Raw genomic sequence first — 19,518 nt, 5'->3', positions numbered from 1 at the left:
AGAAAGGCCGGGATCGCTCCCGGCCTTTTTGTTTCAAGCGATCTGCGCCCCCGCGTGCAGCGGGTCGGCATCCTCGATGTCCTTGCCGGCATTATAAACCGCCTCATCCAGAATGCCCTCGCGCTTGGAAACGATGGTCGGCACCAGCGCCTGTCCGGCGACGTTGACCGCCGTGCGGCCCATATCGAGGATTGGATCGATGGCGAGCAGGAGGCCGACGCCTTCGAGCGGCAGACCGAGCGTGGAGAGCGTCAGCGTGAGCATCACGGTCGCGCCGGTCAGGCCCGCCGTCGCGGCGGAACCAAGCACCGAGACGAAGACTATCAGCACATATTCCTGGATGCCGAGCGGCACGCCGAAAAACTGTGCGATGAAGATCGCCGAGATGGCCGGATAAATCGCGGCGCAGCCGTCCATCTTGGTGGTCGCGCCCAGAGGCACGGCAAAGGCGGCATATTCGCGCGGCACCCCCAAGCTCTTTTCGGTGATGGTCTCGGTGACCGGCAGCGTGCCGACCGAGGAACGCGACACGAAGGCAAGCTGGATCGCCGGCCACGCGCCTGCGAAGAAGCGCGACGGCTTCAGGCCATGGGCAACGAGCAGCGCCGGGTAGACGATGAAGAGCACGAGCGCGAGGCCGATATAGACGGCGGCGGCATACCAGCTGAGCTGCGCCAGCGTTTCCCAGCCATATTGTGCCACGGCGCGGCCCAAAAGGCCGATGGTGCCGATGGGCGTCAGCCGGATGACCCACCACAGGATCTTGCGAACGATCACCAGCAGCGACTGGTTGAAGGCAAGGAAAGGCTTCGCCGCTTCACCAGCCTTCAGCGCAGCGATGCCGAAGGCGATGGAAACGACGAGTAGCTGCAGCACGTTGAAATTCAGCGATGTGCTGGCGCTGCCTTCGGTCACCTTGGTGCTGGCTTCGAGCCCGAGCATGTTGGCGGGCACGAGGCCCTTGAGAAAATCGAGCCAGGAGCCGGTATAGGACGGCGCCTTGGCCGCCGTTTGCGCCACGCCCGAGCCGATGCCCGGCTGGATGAAAAGGCCGAGCGCGATGCCGATGATGACGGCGATGAAGGAAGTGATGGCGAACCAGAGCAGCGTCTGCCAAACCAGCTTGGCGGCATTCTGCAGGGTCGCCAGATTGGCGATGGAGGCGACGATAGCCGTGAACACCAGCGGCGGCACCAGCGCGCGCAGAAGCTGCACGAAGATGGAGCCGATGGTCTGCAGCGTGACCGTCAGGCAGTTCGGATTGCCCGCCGCATCCGCGCCCATATTGCGCGCGATAAGGCCGAGGACCAGCCCGATCACCATGGCGGATAGAACCTGAAAGCCGAAGGACGCATAGAACGGCTTCGGAGCGGATTTTGTGGGTGCGTGAGACATGTGTGGCTACTTTCGCGGACTCGACGGATGGCGGAAAAGCCGCCTCCAAGTTTGCGCTGAAATTAGCCCTGCATGCGCGCGCCTATAAGAAAGCGCTTGGCGCGATGGAGTAAGAGATCGGAATTGTATTCCAAAAAGCATCCATAAACGGAAATGAATTCCAGAGTGCGATCAGATGGCTTGAAGCTTTCTGAAGCAACTGAAAACTCACCCGAAAACCGTTGCCGCTTGCCTGAATCCGGATATGGTGAGGATGGGGCGATATCAATGGAGGGAGGGGGCTCATGGCAATACCCAAAGTAGCGGACGCGCCATTGAAATCGGGCGATCGCGGTGGCACATTCGAAGGCATGGAAGCACGTGTCGCGAAACTGGAAGCTGCGGTTGAACATATCCAGGCGGATATAACGGACATCAAGTCCGATATCCGCGGGATACGCGCTGACGCGCGCGCGGATGTCCAATCATTGCGAGAACAAACAACCGGCGAGATCAAATCCCTCCGTGATGAGATGAAATCCTTCCGCGCAGAAATGGCGGGGGAATTCAAGGCGGTCCGCGCGGAGATGGCGGAAAGATTCAAATCGGTAGATGAAGAATTCAAGTCGGTAGACGCAGAATTCAAATGGGTCCGCGAAGAGTTCAAGTCCATGCGCAGTCAAATGTCCACCGATTTCCGGCTGGCCTTCGGCGCCATCATCACGGTTGCCATCGGCTTGGCGGGGATGATGGCGAAAGGTTTCGGCTGGATCTAATGCGCGTTTTGTCCCTGTCCGATACCGGAACCCCCGACTTCAGGCAGCTTACGCCACCGTCTTCTCTATCCTCTTCCCCCAGTCGATCAGCGGCTTCGACCGCAGGGCGAAATCGAACAGCCGATCCGCAAGGTCCGGCGAGGTGATGCTATCAGGGTCGATTTCCATGCGCACGAAGAAATGCCTGTTGCGCACGGCTTCTGCGAGGTCCGGCTCTTCTATATGCTCGAAACCGCGCGGCAGGCGCTTCAGCCGGTCGGTGTCGCGCAGTTCCAGGCCGCCCTGCTTCAGCGCCCTGACCATCGCGCGGTATTCCTCCGGCTTTTCCACGATTGCCTTGCGCATGGCGAGCAGCAGTTCCGGCCGCTGCTCCCACCAGGCAACGCCTGCATAGCAATCACGCACGCCCGGCAGACCGATGCAGACATAAAAGCAGCCGCTCTCCGTCCGCTTGCTCCCATCCGCGGAAAGCAGCGCCGAGAGATGCCGGTTATAGGGGCTCTTATCCTTGGAGAAGCGGGCGTCGCGATAGATGCGGAACTGCGATTTCACCCGGTCGCCCCGGAACGGCAATCCGGCTTCGGCAAAACGCTCCGTCAAGTCCTCGACGAGATCGCCCAGCGGCTCCTTCAGATGCGCCTCGAACAGGCCCTTGTTTTCCTGAAACCACTCGCGATTCTGATGAAAATCGAGCGCCTTCAGGAAAGGCAGCGCCTTGTCACCGAAACCCTTGAATCTACGCTCGCTCACGTCTGTTCTCCCACTAAGGCGAACCACGCATCCTCGTCGATCACCTCCACGCCGAACTCCTGTGCCTTGGCAAGCTTCGAGCCCGCCCCCGGCCCTGCCACGACAAGATCGGTCTTCTTCGACACCGACCCCGAGACCTTCGCCCCATAGCGCTCCGCCATCGCCTTGGCCTCATCGCGGGACATTTTTTCGAGCGAGCCGGTGAACACCACCGTCTTCCCCGCCACCGGCGAGCTGGAGGCGACGCGCAGTTCCTCGTCGAGCGGCGTTACCTGCGCGAGCAGCGCTTCGAGCACTTCCAGATTGTGCGGCTCGTTGTAAAAATCCACCACCGCCTCGGCGACGATCGCGCCGATGCCTTCGATATCATTGAGCTCGATCCAGGCCTCGTTGCCCTTGTCGGCTTTGTCGGCGGGCGCTCGGGCTTCGCGCGCTGCCTTTTCAAACGCCGCATAGGAGCGGTACGCCCGCGCCAGCCGTTTGGCGTTCACCTCGCCCACATGCCTGATGCCGAGCCCGAACAGGAAGCGTGAGAGCGCAATCTCCCGCCGCTCATCGATGGCGTCGAACAGTTTCTTCACCGAAACCGCGCCGAACCCTTCGATATTCTCAAGCTTCGTCAGCGAGCGGCTCTGCCGCTCGCGAAGCGTGAAGATATCGGCGGGCGAACGCACACGCAGGGCCGGGTCTGTGGCATGGAAGAAGAACTCCACCTGCTTTTCGCCAAGCCCCTCGATGTCGAAGGCATTGCGCGAGACGAAATGCCGGATGCGCTCCACCGCTTGCGCCGGGCAGATGAGGCCGCCGGTGCAGCGGCGCACCGATTCGTTCTCCTCGCGCACCGCATGGCTGCCGCAGACCGGGCAGGTATGCGGAAAGACATAAGGCACCGCCGAGGCCGGGCGCTGGTCCATGACGACGTCGACGATCTGCGGAATGACGTCGCCTGCCCGCTGCACGATGACCATGTCGCCGACGCGAATGTCCCTGCCCTCGCGGATCGGCTGACCGCTATTGCCAATGCCTTTGATATAATCCTCATTGTGCAGCGTCGCGTTGGTGACGACCACGCCGCCCACCGTGATCGGCTCCAGCCGCGCCACCGGTGTCAGCGCGCCGGTGCGTCCCACTTGGATGTCGATGCCTGTCAGTCGGGTAAATGCCTGCTCGGCGGGGAATTTATGCGCCGTGGCCCAGCGCGGAGAGCGCGAGCGGAAGCCGAGCCGCGTCTGCAGATCAAGCCTGTCTACCTTATAGACCACGCCGTCGATGTCATAGTCGAGATCCGGCCGCACTCGCTCGATATGGTGGTAGTGCTCTAGTATATCCTCGACCGACGAAAGCCGCTTCATCAGCGGATTGATCGGGAAGCCCCACGCGCCGAACGTCTCCACCATGCCCAATTGCGTATCGGCGGGCATGTCCGACATCTCGCCCCAGCCATAGGCGAAGAAGCGCAGCTTGCGGCTCGCCGTCACCTTGGGGTCAAGCTGGCGCAGCGAGCCGGACGCGGTGTTGCGCGGATTGACATAGGTCTGCTTGCCTTCCGCCGCCATCTGCGCATTGAGCGCCAGGAAGTCGCTCTTGGCCATATAGACCTCGCCGCGAATTTCCACCACATCGGGCGCGCCCGCCGGCAGCACATCAGGGATTTCGCGGATCGTGCGGATATTGGCGGTCACATTCTCGCCGGTCGTGCCGTCGCCGCGCGTCGCCGCGCTCACGAGCCGCCCGCGCTCATAGCGCAGCGACATGGAGAGCCCATCGATCTTCGGCTCGGCGGTAAAGGCAATGGAATTGTCCGGCAGCCTGCCGAGAAAGCGATAGACCCCGCCGACGAAATCGCGGACGTCCTCGTCGGAAAATGTGTTGTCCAGCGAAAGCATCGGGCGCGAATGGACAACCGGCGCGAACTGGCCGGACGGTGCCGCCCCGACTTTACGCGACGGGCTATCCGGCCGGACGAGCTTCGGAAACCGCGCCTCAATCCCGTCATTGCGCCGCTTCAGCGCGTCATATTCGGCGTCCGAAATCTCCGGCGCATCCTTGCCATGATAGAGCGCATCGTGCCGCGCCAGCTCCCCGGCGAGAAACGCTAGTTCCTCCACCGCTTCGGCTTCGCTCAATTCGCTGACGGGCTTTTGGTTCGTGGGCATGCATGGAGACTCCGGTCGTCAGGAATCGTTTTATTGAAAAACGGGGGAATGGCAAAGGTAGGCAGAGGAGGATGCTGACAGGCAGAGCGCCAAGCACGAGCCGCCTCGATGACGGCGACGTGGGCAAGGCGCCCTTACCCAGCCCCGCTCAGCAGCCTTGCCGCCGCCGCCCGCGCTTCCTCGGTGATGGACGCACCAGCCAGCATCCGGGCGATTTCTTCCTTGCGCGCGTCATGTTCCATATGCGTCACGCGGGTGACGATCATATCGGACCCCTCCCCCGCCGGGCCCTTGGAAATCAGCATATGGGTGGTCGCGCGGGCCGCCACTTGCGGGGCGTGGGTGACCGAAAGCACCTGCACATTGCTCGACAGCCGCGCGAGCCGCTGGCCGATGGCATCGGCGACCGCGCCGCCGACACCCGTGTCGATCTCGTCGAACACCAGCGTCGGCGCGGAGCCGCGGTCCGCCAGCGCCACTTTCAGCGCCAGCAGAAAGCGCGAGAGCTCGCCGCCCGAGGCGACCTTCATCATCGGGCCGGCACGGGTGCCGGGGTTGGTCCGCACCCAATATTCCACCGTGTCGATGCCGTCGGCCCCGCGCGTTTCCGGATCGCTCGTCATCTCAACGATGAATTCCGCGCGCTCCAGCTTCAAGGCAGGCAGTTCGGCCATGACCGCGGATTTCAGATGCGCCGCCGTCTCGCGCCGCTTTTCACTGAGCGCAGCAGCAACTTCGTCATAGGCCGCGCGCGCAGCGACGGCCTCTTTCTCCAGCGCCGCCAGCCGCTCGGTTCCGGCGTCTAGATCGAGGAGATCCGCGTCCATCCGGTCGCGCAGGGCGGCAAGGCCGTCCACCGGCACGGAGAATTTGCGCGCCGCCGCTCGCAGAGCGAACAACCGCTCCTCCACCTGCTCCAGCACACGCGGGTCGAAATCGATGGCCCGCATCGCTGCCTCGATGCCGCTTTGCGCGTCGCTGAGATTGTCTAGCGCCTGGTCGATGGCCTTGATAACTGGCTCCAGCAATTGCGGCGCTTCGCCCATCTTCCGCTCCAGCCGCCGCACAAGGCTCGCAAGCGACGGAATCGGCGAGGCCGAACCGGACAGAAGCTCCGCCGCCTCGTTCACATCGGAGGCAATCTTTTCGGACTTCATCATCGTCGCGCGCTTTTCGGCGAGCGATTCTTCCTCCTGCGGCTGCGGATCGAGCTTGGAAAGCTCCTCCACCGAGGCGCGCAGATAATCCGACTCGCGCGCCGCCGCCTCCACCTTGGCCCGGTGGCGGGACAGCGCCTGCTCGGTATCGCGCCAGACCTTGTAGTGGCTGCGCACCAGCGCCACATCCGCCTCCAGGCCGCCAAACGCATCGAGCAGGTTGCGGTGCAGATCCGTGTCGATCAGTGCCCGGTCGTCGTGCTGGCCGTGAATCTCCACCAGCCGTCGCCCCAACTCCCGCAAGAGCGACACGCTCGCCGCCTGATCGTTGATGAAGACGCGGCTGCGCCCATCCGACGTCTGCACGCGGCGCAGGATGATGTCGCCATCATCGTCGATTTCATTGTCGCGCAGAAAAGCGCGGGCCGGATGATTGGCGGGAACGTCAAAGGCGGCGATCACCTGCCCCTGGTCCGCGCCATGGCGCACCAGCGAGGCATCTCCGCGTGCGCCCAGCGCCAGCGAGAGCGAATCGAGCAGAATGGATTTGCCCGCGCCCGTTTCGCCGGTCAGCACGGTGAGGCCGCTGCGAAATTCCAGATCGAGCCTCTCGATCAGGACGATATCGCGGATCGACAGGTGCGACAGCATGAGATGAGACTTACGATCCGCCGCCGCCGGTGATCAGCGCCGACGCCTTCGAAAGCCAGGAACCCGCGTTCTGGCGCGGCTCGAGCCCGCCGCTCTGCAACAGCTTGTAGGAATCCTTATACCACTGGCTGTCCGGGAAGTTCTGACCCAGCACCGCCGCCGCCGTCTGCGCCTCGGAGACTAGACCAAGCGCGTAATAGGCCTCGACCAGACGCGCCAGCGCCTCTTCCACATGGCGGGTGTTGGAATATTCCTCGACCACGGTGCGGAAGCGCTTGATCGAGGCCAGATATTCCTTGCGCTCCAGATAATAGCGCCCGACCTGCATTTCCTTGCCGGCGAGCTGGTCGCGGGCGAAGCGGATTTTCGCCTTGGCGTCCTCGACATATTCGGATTGCGGGTAGCGCTCGACCACCTCGTTCATCGCCGCGATGGCACGGCGCGTCGCCGCTTGGTCGCGCGTCACATCCGGGATCTGGCGGAAATAGGAAAGACCGATGATGTAATAGGCGTAAGCGGCTTCCTTCGACGTCGGATAGAGCGTCGTGTAGCGCTTCGCCATGCTGATAGCATCGTCGTAATTGCCCTGCCGGTAATTGGTGAAGGCCGCCATGACCAGCGCCTTGCGGGCATATTCGGTATAGGGATGCTGGCGGTCGATGGCCGCGAATTTCTTCGCCGCCTCGTTCAGCCGCCCTGCATCGAGATTGGCGAGCCCCTCATTATAGAGCTTGTCGGCCGGGTCGATCGTCTCGACATATTTGGTCAAATCGACATCGTCATCCTTGCTGGCGCAGCCTGCCAGGGGAATAGCGAGGGCGAGAAGGCCAGTCAGCACCGCCTTGCGCAGCATGACGTTACGGCTGGCATCGGGGCTGACTTGAACGTTGAGCATAGTGTTCACCGGCAAATTCGAACTCGTCATGCTGTCTTGGCCCCTCTCGGCGCTCGCAAATCTGATAGCGTCGGTCGCTCATAAACCACAGGTCGGGAAAATCAGCAACGCCGTTACCGCCAATTAACCCTGATTTTGTGATTCAAGGCGTCCCTACTGCGTCATCCATTGACGGCTCAATTATGGCTGGATTGCCATAAATCATCGCGGCAAAAGCAATCCACAAATAAATGCAAAATCTGAAGATTAGGCTACCGTCCGAGGCTTGCCGCCGTCCGCCCTGCGGGACGCCCGCCCGCCGCTTCGATGATCTCAAAGGCGGAGCGATCGGCGAGCAGCGCCTTGAGCGCCGCCGCGTTCAGACGATGTCCTCCGCGATAGGAGCGGAAGCAGCCGATGAACGGGCTTCCTGCAAGCGCAAGGTCCCCCACCGCATCCAGCGTCTTGTGCCGCACGAACTCGTCCGGGAAGCGCAGGCCGTCCGGATTGATGACCCTATTGTCCTCGCCGATGACAAGCGAATTGTCGAGCGAAGAGCCGAGCGCATGCCCGGCAGCCCAGAGCATCTCGACATCCTTCATGAAACCGAATGTGCGCGCCCTTGCCAGCTCGCGGCGGAAAATCGCGCTGTTCATGTCGCTGTCAAAACGCTGCCGCCCGATCAGCGGGCAGTCGAAATCGATTTCCACTTCGAAGCGCGTGCCGTCATAAGGACAGAACTCGGCCCACGAGGCCCCCGCCTCCACGCGCACCGTCTTGAGCACGCGAATGAAGCGGCGCGCAACCGGCTGGGAGACGATCCCGGCCTCATCGAAGGCCTCGATAAAGGCCGCTGACGCCCCATCGAGAATGGGAACTTCCGCGCCGTCGATCTCGATAATGAGATTGTCGAGCTCCATCGCCATCACCGCCGCCATCAGGTGCTCGACCGTATCGATCCTGACGCCACGATTGCCGAGCGAAGTGCAGCGGTCCGTCTGGCCCACTTCCGAGGCAAGCGCCTTGATCTCGGTATAGCTGCCATCCGCTTCGAGGCGATGAAAGACGATGCCCGTATCCGGATCGGCGGGAAGAAAATGCACGGATGACGGCTGACCGCTATGGACGCCGATTCCGGACAGCATGACCGGATTCGCCAGCGTCTTCTGATATCCCAACACGATCCCCATGATCGGCCCACCTTTTGATTTTTATAGTTTGGCAGACATGGCGGCCATGTCCAGCTTTTGTATATCCCAGGAAACCATTGTCCCCAAGCGGACAGTGCCAGCTTTTTGCGGAGCTGCACCTGTGACTGAAAATAATATTGCTCCCCGGCACGTCCAATCACGCTTTTTTTACGGATGTTGCATGGAGGGCTTTTCCAACGCCAGCGCTTCCAGGCTCCCAAAACAAAATCCCCGCCGGTTTCGTAACCGGCGGGGACGCTTATTGACCGAATTGTTATGGCTCAGTTGGCCTGGCGGCGCAGGAAGGCCGGGATTTCCAGTTGGTCCTCTTCCGAGACCTGGCGCGGCTGCGGGCGGCCCTGATCGTCGAGCTGGCCGCGGCGCGGCGCGTAGATTGAAGCGTCCTGCGACAGCGGACGGCGCGGTTCGGCCGGGCGTATCGCCGGTTCCCGGTGCTGGGCGGGCTCGAGGCGCGCCTGCGGCTCTTCCTCGCGACGGCCGGACAGGCCACGGGTCAGGCGGTTGAGGAGGCCACGAGGGCCGCGGTCTTCCGCCGGCGGGTTATGCTGCGCGTTGAGTTCTGCCTGGGCCACAGGAGGCAGATCGGAGACGCTCGGCATGCGCGGCGCGGGACGCGGAGCCGGAGCCGCCTGCATCGGATGCGGATGATGGTGCTGCTGGGTGGCGTATTGCGGCATCTGCGGACGCGGCGCGGCGGCAGCGGCGGCAGCAATTCCGGCGGGAGCGCGGTTGTCGAAGGCTTCCGGCGCGGGCGCATTGAAGATACGGCTCTGCGGGCGGAAATCCTGCTCCAATGCTGAGGCCATCTGCTGCGTCAGGTCGGCTTCGGCGGCATGGATCGCCTGCGCGACCGGGTCCGGCTGGATCGGCTGCTGCACGGGGCGCGGAGCTTGCGCGGCGGGCTTGGCGACAGGCTTCAGCGTCTGGCGAAATTCCAGCGGCGCAGGCGCCGCGTCTCCAATCTGCTTGTCGATGCCAGTTGCCACAACCGAAACGCGGATGACGCCTTCCAGTCCCTCGTCGAAAGTCGCGCCCAGGATGATGTTCGCATCCGGATCGACTTCCTCGCGGATGCGCGTCGCCGCCTCGTCCACCTCGAACAGCGTCATGTCGCGGCCGCCGGTAATGGAGATGAGCAAGCCCTTGGCGCCCTTCATCGAGGTCTCGTCGAGCAGCGGATTGGCGATCGCCGCCTCGGCGGCAGCCATGGCGCGGCCCTCGCCCGAGGCTTCGCCCGTGCCCATCATCGCCTTGCCCATCTCGCGCATCACCGAACGCACGTCGGCGAAGTCGAGATTGATCAGGCCTTCCTTGACCATCAGGTCGGTGATGCAGGCAACGCCCGAATAGAGCACCTGGTCGGCCATCGCGAAGGCGTCGGCGAAGGTGGTCTTGTCATTGGCGATGCGGAAAAGATTCTGGTTCGGAATGACGATGAGCGTATCGACGTTCTTCTGCAGCTCCTCGATGCCCATTTCGGCGGTCTTCATGCGCCGCGCGCCTTCGAAATGGAAGGGCTTGGTGACGACGCCGACGGTGAGGATGCCCTTCTCGCGCGCGGCCCGCGCTACGACCGGGGCAGCGCCCGTCCCCGTGCCGCCGCCCATGCCGGCGGTGACGAAGCACATATGCGTGCCGGACAGGTGATCGTTGATCTCATCGATGCATTCCTCCGCCGCAGCGCGGCCAACCTCGGGCTGCGATCCCGCGCCCAGGCCTTCCGTAACCGCCGCGCCCAGCTGAACGAGGCGTTCTGCTTTCGACATGGCCAGCGCCTGCGCATCGGTGTTCGCCACCACGAACTCGACGCCGCGCAAGCCGGCATTGATCATGTTGTTGACGGCGTTGCCGCCGCCGCCGCCCACACCGAACACAGTGATGCGCGGCTTAAGCTCGGTGATGTCCGGCTTGTGCAGATTGATAGTCATCGTTCCTCGTCCTTTTTGCCTTTCCACCGCTTCGCCGCCGCGGTGCTGAATTTCAAATTTGTTTTTGCCCGGTTGCTGTCTTGTCTGGTTTTAGAAACTCTCTCTCAGCCATTGGCCCATGCGATGGATGCGCCCGCCCGTTCCCGCCATGCGGTTCACCGCATTGGCCGCCACGGCGCGCTCATCGATGCCTGCGATCTGCGGATAGATCAGAAGCCCGATAGTGGCCGCGAAAGCCGCCCCCTTCGCCGCCTCGGGAAGTCCTGCTATTCCCAGAGGACGGCCGATCCTGACATTGCGCGCCAGAATCCGGCGCGCCGCTTCGGGCATGCCGGCGAGCTGGCAAGCTCCGCCCGTCAGCACCACCCGCTTTCCGACAATATGGCCGAGGCCCGACTGATTGAGCCGGTCGCGCACCAGCTCCAGCGTTTCCTCGACCCGCGCGCGGATGATCCGGTTCAGCACCGAGCGCGGAAATTGGTTCGGCACATCATGATCGTCCTCGCCGATGGGCGGAACGCTGATCATGTCGCGGTCGTCAGCCGAGCTAGGCAGCGCCGAGCCGTACATGACCTTGAGCCGCTCCGCATCGTCCATCCGCGCGGAAAAGCCGCGCGCGATGTCCATGGTCACATGGTTGCCGCCGATGGCGATGGCATCCGCATGGATGAACTTGCCTTCAGAGAAGACGGAAATCGTCGTCGTGCCGCCGCCCATATCAATGCAGGCCGCGCCCATCTCCGCCTCGTCATCGACGAGAACCGCGAGACCGCTGGCATAGGGCGTGGCGACAATCGCCTCGACCGAAAGATGGCAGCGGTTGATGCAGAGCTCCAGATTACGCAACGGCACGCTGTCGGCGGTCAGCACATGCATGTCCACGCCGAGCGAATCGCCGAGCATTCCGAGCGGGTCGCGAATACCGCGCTCGCCGTCGAGTGTATAGCCCACCGGCAGGGCGTGAACCACATGACGCTCCGCGGCCAGCGCCTGCTTGGCGCCGGCGGTCAGAACGCGACGGATATCCGCCTTGTCGATCTCATGGCCGCCCAGGCTGACGCTGGCGCTGAATTTCTCACTTCTAAGCCGTCCGGCGGAAATATTGACGATGAGCGACTCGACCGTCAGGCCCGCCATGCGCTCCGCTGCATCCACCGCCAGGCGAATGGATTGCTCAGCGGCGTCGAGATCGGTGATGACGCCGGACTTCACGCCGCGCGATTTCTGATGCCCGATCCCGAGCACCTCCATGCGATGGGTCCGCCCTGGCAGAAGCGTGCTCTCCTCACGCGGCTTCAGGCGCGCGATGAGGCAGGAGACCTTGCTGGAGCCGACATCCAGAACCGTCAGCAGGCGCACACGACGCCCTGCGGAACCGGCCTGGGAAGTGGATTTTCCGCCAAGAATACTCATACGCGTTTCCTCGCACGGGCCAACTCTTTGTCGCGATCCTTGAGCGCCTGCTCGCGGCGCTCCAGCGCCCCCGGCGTCAGACGGACACTCACCCGGTCTTCGATACGCATGTCGACGGCAAGGATATCCCGCGACAGGAGCTTCTTTTCCTGATCGAGCTTTTCGAGAGCGGCCAGCGTCGCTTCGGCCCCATGCTCGGGCAGCATCACGCGCACGCCGTTCTCCAGCATCAGATCCCAGCGGCGGTCGGCAATGCGGATATAGGCCCGCACCTTACCGGCCAGATGCGGAAAACCCGCAACCTTGGCGATGAAATCCTTGGCGGACGTCTCCGCGCCCTCGCCCACCACCAGCGGCAGATCCGAATGACGGCCCGAGAACGGAACGATCGGCTTGCCGGCCTCATCGATCAGCGCCAGATCCTTGTCGCGCTGCCAGATGGCGAAGGCCTTGCGCTCATTGATGGAGACGTTGACGGTACCGGGATATATCTTGCGCACATCGACGGTCTCGATCCAGGGCAGCTTCGCGATTGCCGCGCGCGCCTCTTCCGCGCTCATGCCTATGAGCGAGGTTTCACCGTCGAGCGCCAGCGCGCCCAGCACATCGATTTCAGAGGTTTCCCGGTTGCCCGCCACATCGACCTTCTCGATGGCGAACCCCAGCGTGGACGTAGTCGCCTTGACGACCTCGGGCGTATGACCGCCCAGCACCATGCCGTAAATGCCGGTAAGGCCAAAAAAGCCAATCGCACCAAGCGTGCCGAAATGGCGCGGCACCGTGACATTGCCCTCGATGAGGCGCATGGCAAGGCGAAACGGCTTGCGGAGGAATTTCGGCAGAACGAACGCGCCCGGAGCCGCCGACGCCTGACGCGTCGCAGCCGCTCTATCGGCGCCGTAGGCTCTACCGTTCAACGCAGGCACGATGCGTCCTCCACCATCCAACTCAACAATTCGCCGAAGGAATGCCCCGCGGCCTTAGCAATATCCGGCACCAGCGATGTCGGCGTCATGCCGGGCTGGGTATTGATTTCCAGCCAGACAAGCTCGCCATCTTCCGAAAAACGGTCGTCATAACGGAAGTCGGAACGGCTCACGCCCTTACAGCCAATCGCTTGATGTGCCCTGAGCGCCATTGTCTGTATTTTTTGGTAAATTTTCGGTGAAATTTTTGCCGGGCATTCATGTTTTGATGCGCCCGGTGCATATTTGGAATCGTAATCGTAGAACTGATGGCCGACTGGAATGATCTCGCAGACACCGAGCGCGACATCACCCATGACAGCGCAGGTAAGCTCGCGCCCGGCGACATAACGCTCCACCATCACCTCATCGCCATACTTCCACTCCGATGATGCCACAATCTGGGGCGCATAGGGCTGGTCTTCCTTGACAATAACCACCCCAAAGCTCGATCCTTCGCGCACCGGCTTCACCACATAAGGCGGCTTCATCGGATGGTTGGAGGTGAAGTCGAAACGGTTCATAACCTTCGATTCGGCAACCGAAACTCCGGCCGCCGCGGCGACAATCTTCGCCCGGGCCTTATCCATAGCAAGCGCCGAGGCCAGCACGCCGGAATGCGTATAGGGAATTTTCAGATATTCGAGGATGCCCTGAATCGAGCCGTCCTCACCGAAGGGACCATGCAGGGCATTGAAGGCGACGTCAGGCTTAAGGTCAGCCAGCACATGTGCGACATCACTGCCGACATCGATCCGGGTGACCTGATAACCCTCCGCCTCCAGGGCTTCGGCGCACGCCGCACCCGACGAGAGGCTCACCGGGCGCTCCGATGAGAATCCCCCCATCAACATTGCGACATGTTTTTTCGCCATGCGAGAAACCCCTCTGCGTTCTGGATACCTGGAATCGACGCAACACTGAAAAGCGCTCCACGACCCCCACAACGAAGCCGTAGACCGACGAATAGCCCGCCGACTCAAATCAGTTAACGCTTGTACCTATAAGAATCAGAGAGTTGATTCCGTGGCAACCCCCTTCATCAAAAGGAAGGGTTTGACAGGAGGAGTGACGGAAATCAGCGATTGCGCGGCAGCCCGAGGCACACAATTTCGAATGGCCATAATGGTGATAAACAACCAGATGAAATAGCGATGCCTATCGCCTCACAAGCCCAGAATTCCGATCAGATCGATCACTTGATAAGAGCGAAGACGCCTGTCGCGGCGGCGATGGCTGCAAACGATAGCCCGTATACTGCGAGGATAACAGTGATAATCCAGCCTTGGCCAAGCTTTGTGTCAAGCTTGGCATCGATACGCGCAAGCTGCCGCTGCATGCTCTCAAGCGTACCGCGCATATCTTCGGCGAGGCTTTCCAGTTTGGCGACACGTGCTTCCATGCCATCGAATGTGCCATCACCCCCGCCTGTTTTCAAGGCGCGCGATTCGTCAGGCCTATGGCCAGCAGCTTTACCGCTCTTTTAATCCCCCCACCCCCGCAATTAATTACTTCCCCAGGAACTCCCGCACTTCCCGCCCCGGCTCGAACAGCCCCAGCCGCTTGATTTCCCAATGCAAGCGTATCCCCGAATTCTCCAATACCCGCGCCCGCACCGTCTCGCCCAGCGTTTCCAGATCATGCCCGGTCGCATTGCCGGTGTTGATCATGAAATTACAGTGCATCTCCGACATCTGCGCGCCGCCGACCCTGAAGCCCCGGCAGCCGGCCTTGTCGATTTCCTTCCAGGCGGATGTACCCTCGGGGTTCTTGAAGGTCGAGCCGCCCGTCTTCTCGCGAATGGGCTGCACCGTCTCGCGGTGGTGCTGCACGGCGTCCATCGCGGCGCGGATTTCATCGTGCTCGCCCGGCGTCCCCTCAAACAGCGCCGAGGTGAAGATCAGATCCGGCGAGGCGGAGGAATGGCGGTAAGCATAGCCCATATCGGCATTGGAGAGGATGTGCAGGTCGCCCTTACGGTCGAGCGCCCTCACCTCCACCACCCGCTCGCGCGTCTCGACACCGTTCGCGCCCGCATTCATGCGCAGCGCGCCGCCGATGCCGCCGGGTATGCCGTGATAGAAATGGAAGCCCGCAATGCCCGCCTCCAGCGCCGCCGCCGCCAGCCGCTTGTCGGGTGTCGCCGTACCGGCGCGAAGCTGAGTTTCGGAAACGCGCTCGATTTCGCCGAAGCCCTTGGCCGACAGCCGTACCACGAAGCCCGGAATGCCGCCATCGCGCACCATAAGGTTGGAGCCGATGCCGACCACCATAACAGGGATTTCCTCGGGAACGGCTTTCAGGAACGCCGCCAGATCCTCCTCATCTGCCGGTTGGAACAGCACCTCGGCCAGTCCGCCGGCGCGGAACCAGGTGATCTTGTCCATCTCCGCATTGGGCGTGATCCGGCCCCGAAGCCCGGAAAGCCTGTCGCCCAGCTTCGCTATCAGCGCGGTACCGTCCATCACTTGGCTCCTCTGAGCATGATCCCGAAAAGTTGCAGACTTTTCGGATAAGATCATGCAACTAAAACTGAAAGTTCTTTCGGCAGGGCATAGGCCCATTGCGTGATATTCCCCGCGCCGAGGCAGACCACAAAATCGCCCGGCGTCGCCGTCGAGGCCACCAGCGGCGCCAGCGCGTCCTGCCCGGTCAGATACCGTGCGTCGCGATGGCCCGCCGTCTTGATCCGGCTCACCAGCGCTTGCGCATCGATGCCCTCGATCGGCTCCTCGCCCGCCGCATAGACCGGCGCGACGGCGACAACGTCGGCATCGTTGAAGCAGGAGGCGAAATCGTCGAACAGGCTGGCGAGCCGCGTATAGCGGTGCGGCTGGACGATGGCGATGACGCGGCCCTGCGTCGCCTCGCGCGCGGCTTTCAGCACCGCCTTGATCTCGACGGGATGATGACCGTAATCGTCGAAGATCTCGACACCCTTCCATGTGCCGGTATGGGTGAAGCGCCGCTTCACGCCTCCGAAGGACGAAAGCCCCTTGCGGATGTCGTCAGCGGAAATGCCGAGCTCGTGCGCAACAGCGATTGCCGCCGTGGCGTTGGAGACATTGTGCCGCCCCGGCATGGGCAGGGTCAGTTCGGAGATTTCGATGAGATCGTCGCTCTTGCGCGAGCGGATCACCACGTCGAAGGTGGAAGACGCGCCCTTATAGGCGTGGTTCATGAAACGCACATCCGCCTGCGGATTCTCGCCATAGGTAATGACGCGGCGATCCTCAATGCGGCTGACCAGCGCCTGCACCTCCGGATGGTCGAGGCACATCACCCCGAAGCCATAGAACGGCACATTCTCCACGAACTGGCGGAACGCCTCGCGCACATTGTCGAACGAGCCGTAATGATCGAGATGCTCGGGGTCGATATTGGTGACGACGGCAATATCGGCGGGGAGCTTCAGGAATGTGCCGTCGCTCTCATCCGCCTCCACCACCATCCAGTCGCCCGCGCCCATGCGCGCATTGGTGCCATAGGCGTTGATGATGCCGCCATTGATGACGGTCGGGTCGAGATTGCCCGCTTCCAGCAGCGCTGCGACCATGGAGGTGGTGGTCGTCTTGCCATGAGTGCCGCCGATGGCGACCGCTTGACGGAAGCGCATCAGCTCCGCCAGCATCTCCGCACGGCGCACCACGGGCAGCAGCTTCTCGCGTGCGGCCACCAGCTCCGGATTGTTCTTCTTGATCGCCGTCGAGACGACGACCACTTCGGCATCGCCAAGATTTTCGGCGTTGTGGCCGACGAACACCACTATGCCCTTGTCACGCAGACGCTGGACATTCGCGCCGTCCGACTGGTCCGAGCCTTGCACCCGGTAGCCCAGATTGTGCAGCGCCTCGGCAATGCCGCTCATGCCAATGCCGCCTATGCCGATGAAATGCACAAGCCCGATGTTCAGCGGCATCTTCATGAGCGCGCTCCTTTCCTAGATTCCTTAATGGTTCTGCCTGCTGCAATAGCCTCTGCCAGATCGGCGAGCAACTGCGTGGCGTCCGGCCGGCCCACACTGCGCGCCGCCTTTGCCATCGCCGCCAGCCGCTCCGGCTCGTTCATCGCATCGGTGATGATCTGCGACAGCCGCTCAGGGCTGAGCTCCTGCTGGCGAATGACCTGCGCTCCGCCCGCCGCTTCGAGCGCAGCGGCATTGGCGGCCTGGTCATGGTCGAGCGCATGCGGAAATGGCACCAGCACGGCGGGCCGCCCAATGGCCGCGATTTCCGAGACGGTGGACGCGCCCGAACGTGAGATGACGAAATGCGCGTTTGATATACGTGCAGGCATGTCGGTAAAGAAAGGCGCGACTTCCGCCGCCATCCCCAACTCGCGATAGGCCGCCTTCACCTCTTCCTCGTCATCCGCGCGGGCCTGCTGGGTCACCTGCAGCCGCGCCCTGACCTCCTCAGGCAGAAGCCTGATCGCTGCCGGAATGGCTGATGAGAAGAAGCCCGCGCCCTGGCTGCCGCCGAACACGAGGAGCCGGAACGGTTCGCCCGGCCGTACCTGATGGTACGGCTTGCCGGTTTCAGCCAGCACGGCGGGGCGCACGGGATTGCCCGTCTGCACGGTCTTTGCCGCCGAGCTTCCTCCGCTCTCAGGCAAAAAGCCCCCCGCAATGGCGTTAACACGGGAGGCAAGCCCCCTGTTTGCCCGCCCCATCACCGCATTCTGCTCATGGATCAGGGTGGGAATGCCCATCCGTGTGGCCGCATAGAGCGGCGGCAGGGTCGGATAGCCGCCGAATCCCGCGACAAGCTTAGGCTTCAAGTCGCGGAAGAGTTTGCGGGCGTCGAGATTGCCCTGCCAGAGCCGCCACATAGACCGGGCAATCGCCACCGGATTGCGCCCCGAAATGGTCGCGGAGCGGATGACATGCACCGACTTGGCGGGGAAGCTCGCGGCAAAGCGCTGCGCCCGCGTGTCGGTGGCGAGATGCACCTCCCACCCCCGCGCGGTCAGTTCATGCGCCAGCGCCTCCGCCGGGAAGAGATGGCCGCCGGTTCCCCCGGCGCAAAGCACGATGGCCCCCTTCGACATCTGTTACCCTCCGATCAGCGGAAGCTGGCGGCCCGCGCCGAAATCGAGCGAGGCGGACATGCGCGCCTCGGGCCGCTTGCGCGTCAGCGCCAGAAGGATGCCCATGGTGATCGCCACTGCGATGAGCGACGAGCCGCCATAGGAGATGAAGGGCAGCGTCATGCCCTTGGCGGGCATCAGATGCAAATTCACCGCCATGTTGATGATCGACTGGAAGCCGAACAGGATGACGATACCGGACACTGCAAGCCGGGTGAACTCGTCGCGCTCTTTCAGCGCAATCGCCAGCCCGCGCACCACGATGAAGGCGAAGAGCAGCATGATGAGCAGGCAGAGGATAATGCCATACTCCTCCGCTGCGACGGAGAAGATGAAGTCCGTATGGCTATCGGGGATGATGCGCTTGATCGTCCCCTCGCCCGGCCCCTGCCCGAACCAGCCGCCGCGCACGATCGCCTCGCGCCCCGCATCCACCTGGAACGTATCGCCTTCGCCGGTCAAAAACCGGTCGATACGGCCAGCCACGTGCGGGAAGAAGGTATAGGCGCCGAACCCGCCGGCAATCGCCCCTGCCCCGAGCACGACGATCCAGAACCACGGCATGCCCGCCATGAAGAACATCGCTCCCCAGGTCGCCGCCGTCAGCATGGTCTGCCCCAGATCCGGCTGCGCCACCAAGAGCGCGGCCACCAGCGCGAAGAGCAGCATGGCAAAGAGATTGCCCGGAATATCCGGTCGCCGCTCATGCTCCGCGAAGAGCCACGCGCAGATGACGACGAAGGCCGGCTTCATGAACTCGGAGGGCTGGATCGATATGCCGACGAAGGAAATCCACCGCCGCGAGCCCTTGACTTCCACGCCGAAAAGCAGCGCGGCGACCATCATCAGCAGCGACACGCCCAGCAGGATCAGCGCAAAGCGCCTGATATCCCGCTGCCCCAAAAAGGAAATCGCAATCATCACCACCAGCGCCGGGATCATGAACACGATCTGCCGCTCGACGAAATGGAAGCTAGACAGCCCAATACGCTCCGCCACCGCCGGGCTTGCGGCGAAGGAAAGCAGGATACCGAGCCCCATCAGCGCCAGGCAGGCGGCGAGAAAGAAGCGGTCAATCGTCCACCACCAGTTGGCGACAGGCCCCCGGTCGACACGGCTTACCATGGGTGGGCTCCTTTTTTCATGCTTGCGGCGCTGTTCACCCCCCTCTGCCC

Annotated in this window: 16 protein-coding genes; 1 reads left to right on the top strand and 15 read right to left on the bottom strand. The window is 62.7% G+C overall.

Annotated features, from left to right (window positions below):
- Positions 1-33: 33 nt before the first annotated feature.
- Positions 34-1,395 (bottom strand): dicarboxylate/amino acid:cation symporter, encoded by a 1,362-nt coding sequence (locus ACOWVG_RS13420; protein WP_420962722.1) that lies wholly within the window; start codon positions 1,393-1,395, stop codon positions 34-36.
- 284 nt (positions 1,396-1,679) lie between these two features.
- On the opposite strand from ACOWVG_RS13420, the gene ACOWVG_RS13415 reads away from it, so the two are divergent.
- Positions 1,680-2,150 (top strand): hypothetical protein, encoded by a 471-nt coding sequence (locus tag ACOWVG_RS13415; protein ID WP_420962721.1) that lies wholly within the window; start codon positions 1,680-1,682, stop codon positions 2,148-2,150.
- Between the two features lie 48 nt (positions 2,151-2,198).
- On the opposite strand, the gene ACOWVG_RS13410 is transcribed toward ACOWVG_RS13415, so the two are convergent.
- The 14 genes from ACOWVG_RS13410 to ftsW form a co-directional block, all read right to left on the bottom strand.
- Positions 2,199-2,900, bottom strand: coding sequence for a DUF2461 domain-containing protein (locus ACOWVG_RS13410; protein ID WP_420962720.1), 702 nt, complete (start codon positions 2,898-2,900; stop codon positions 2,199-2,201).
- Complete coding sequence (gene ligA / locus ACOWVG_RS13405) at positions 2,897-5,056, bottom strand: NAD-dependent DNA ligase LigA (RefSeq protein ID WP_420962719.1); 2,160 nt, start codon at positions 5,054-5,056, stop codon at positions 2,897-2,899. The genes ACOWVG_RS13410 and ligA overlap by 4 nt, the downstream gene beginning before the upstream one ends.
- 134 nt (positions 5,057-5,190) lie before the next feature.
- Complete coding sequence (gene recN / locus ACOWVG_RS13400; RefSeq protein ID WP_420962718.1) at positions 5,191-6,864, bottom strand: DNA repair protein RecN; 1,674 nt, start codon at positions 6,862-6,864, stop codon at positions 5,191-5,193.
- A 10-nt stretch (positions 6,865-6,874) separates the two neighbouring features.
- Positions 6,875-7,717, bottom strand: a complete 843-nt coding sequence (locus ACOWVG_RS13395) for an outer membrane protein assembly factor BamD (protein ID WP_420962908.1) — start codon at positions 7,715-7,717, stop codon at positions 6,875-6,877.
- 293 nt (positions 7,718-8,010) lie between these two features.
- Positions 8,011-8,919 carry a UDP-3-O-acyl-N-acetylglucosamine deacetylase gene (gene lpxC, locus ACOWVG_RS13390; RefSeq protein ID WP_420962907.1) on the bottom strand — a complete coding sequence of 303 codons (909 nt, stop codon included), beginning with the start codon at positions 8,917-8,919 and terminating at the stop codon, positions 8,011-8,013.
- A gap of 290 nt (positions 8,920-9,209) precedes the next feature.
- The gene (gene ftsZ, locus ACOWVG_RS13385; RefSeq protein WP_420962717.1) at positions 9,210-10,877 is read right to left on the bottom strand and encodes a cell division protein FtsZ; all 1,668 of its coding nucleotides are present in this window, start codon (positions 10,875-10,877) and stop codon (positions 9,210-9,212) included.
- 90 nt (positions 10,878-10,967) lie between these two features.
- The gene (ftsA, locus tag ACOWVG_RS13380; RefSeq protein WP_420962716.1) at positions 10,968-12,290 is read right to left on the bottom strand and encodes a cell division protein FtsA; all 1,323 of its coding nucleotides are present in this window, start codon (positions 12,288-12,290) and stop codon (positions 10,968-10,970) included.
- Positions 12,287-13,216, bottom strand: a complete 930-nt coding sequence (locus ACOWVG_RS13375) for a cell division protein FtsQ/DivIB (protein WP_420962715.1) — start codon at positions 13,214-13,216, stop codon at positions 12,287-12,289. The genes ftsA and ACOWVG_RS13375 overlap by 4 nt, the downstream gene beginning before the upstream one ends.
- Positions 13,204-14,130 (bottom strand): D-alanine--D-alanine ligase, encoded by a 927-nt coding sequence (locus ACOWVG_RS13370; protein WP_420962714.1) that lies wholly within the window; start codon positions 14,128-14,130, stop codon positions 13,204-13,206. The genes ACOWVG_RS13375 and ACOWVG_RS13370 overlap by 13 nt, the downstream gene beginning before the upstream one ends.
- A 320-nt stretch (positions 14,131-14,450) precedes the next feature.
- On the bottom strand, positions 14,451-14,657 hold the full coding sequence (locus tag ACOWVG_RS13365) for a hypothetical protein (protein WP_420962713.1): 207 nt from the start codon (positions 14,655-14,657) through the stop codon (positions 14,451-14,453).
- 106 nt (positions 14,658-14,763) lie between these two features.
- Positions 14,764-15,720, bottom strand: a complete 957-nt coding sequence (murB, locus tag ACOWVG_RS13360; RefSeq protein ID WP_420962712.1) for a UDP-N-acetylmuramate dehydrogenase — start codon at positions 15,718-15,720, stop codon at positions 14,764-14,766.
- 53 nt (positions 15,721-15,773) lie between these two features.
- On the bottom strand, positions 15,774-17,180 hold the full coding sequence (gene murC / locus ACOWVG_RS13355; protein ID WP_420962711.1) for a UDP-N-acetylmuramate--L-alanine ligase: 1,407 nt from the start codon (positions 17,178-17,180) through the stop codon (positions 15,774-15,776).
- The gene (gene murG / locus ACOWVG_RS13350) at positions 17,177-18,304 is read right to left on the bottom strand and encodes an undecaprenyldiphospho-muramoylpentapeptide beta-N-acetylglucosaminyltransferase (protein ID WP_420962710.1); all 1,128 of its coding nucleotides are present in this window, start codon (positions 18,302-18,304) and stop codon (positions 17,177-17,179) included. Before murG ends, murC begins: the two co-directional genes overlap by 4 nt.
- A gap of 3 nt (positions 18,305-18,307) precedes the next feature.
- The gene (ftsW, locus tag ACOWVG_RS13345; protein WP_420962709.1) at positions 18,308-19,468 is read right to left on the bottom strand and encodes a putative lipid II flippase FtsW; all 1,161 of its coding nucleotides are present in this window, start codon (positions 19,466-19,468) and stop codon (positions 18,308-18,310) included.
- Positions 19,469-19,518: the final 50 nt, after the last annotated feature.

The sequence above is a fragment of the Brucella sp. IR073 genome, assembly GCF_049065735.1.
Taxonomy (GTDB): Bacteria; Pseudomonadota; Alphaproteobacteria; order Rhizobiales; family Rhizobiaceae; genus Paramesorhizobium.
Note: the sequence above shows the minus strand (reverse complement) of the source record. Positions and strands in the feature narration are given on the sequence as shown.

Excerpts from the sequence above, each read along its gene's own strand:
- ACOWVG_RS13420 (WP_420962722.1), bottom strand. The coding sequence starts at position 1,395 with ATGTCTCACGCACCCACAAAATCCGCTCCGAAGCCGTTCTATGCGTCC.
- ACOWVG_RS13415 (WP_420962721.1), top strand. The coding sequence starts at position 1,680 with ATGGCAATACCCAAAGTAGCGGACGCGCCATTGAAATCGGGCGATCGC.
- ligA (WP_420962719.1), bottom strand. The coding sequence starts at position 5,056 with ATGCCCACGAACCAAAAGCCCGTCAGCGAATTGAGCGAAGCCGAAGCG.
- recN (WP_420962718.1), bottom strand. The coding sequence starts at position 6,864 with ATGCTGTCGCACCTGTCGATCCGCGATATCGTCCTGATCGAGAGGCTC.
- ACOWVG_RS13395 (WP_420962908.1), bottom strand. The coding sequence starts at position 7,717 with ATGCTGCGCAAGGCGGTGCTGACTGGCCTTCTCGCCCTCGCTATTCCC.
- ftsZ (WP_420962717.1), bottom strand. The coding sequence starts at position 10,877 with ATGACTATCAATCTGCACAAGCCGGACATCACCGAGCTTAAGCCGCGC.
- ftsA (WP_420962716.1), bottom strand. The coding sequence starts at position 12,290 with ATGAGTATTCTTGGCGGAAAATCCACTTCCCAGGCCGGTTCCGCAGGG.
- ACOWVG_RS13370 (WP_420962714.1), bottom strand. The coding sequence starts at position 14,130 with ATGGCGAAAAAACATGTCGCAATGTTGATGGGGGGATTCTCATCGGAG.
- ACOWVG_RS13365 (WP_420962713.1), bottom strand. The coding sequence starts at position 14,657 with ATGGAAGCACGTGTCGCCAAACTGGAAAGCCTCGCCGAAGATATGCGC.
- murB (WP_420962712.1), bottom strand. The coding sequence starts at position 15,720 with ATGGACGGTACCGCGCTGATAGCGAAGCTGGGCGACAGGCTTTCCGGG.
- murC (WP_420962711.1), bottom strand. The coding sequence starts at position 17,180 with ATGAAGATGCCGCTGAACATCGGGCTTGTGCATTTCATCGGCATAGGC.
- murG (WP_420962710.1), bottom strand. The coding sequence starts at position 18,304 with ATGTCGAAGGGGGCCATCGTGCTTTGCGCCGGGGGAACCGGCGGCCAT.
- ftsW (WP_420962709.1), bottom strand. The coding sequence starts at position 19,468 with ATGGTAAGCCGTGTCGACCGGGGGCCTGTCGCCAACTGGTGGTGGACG.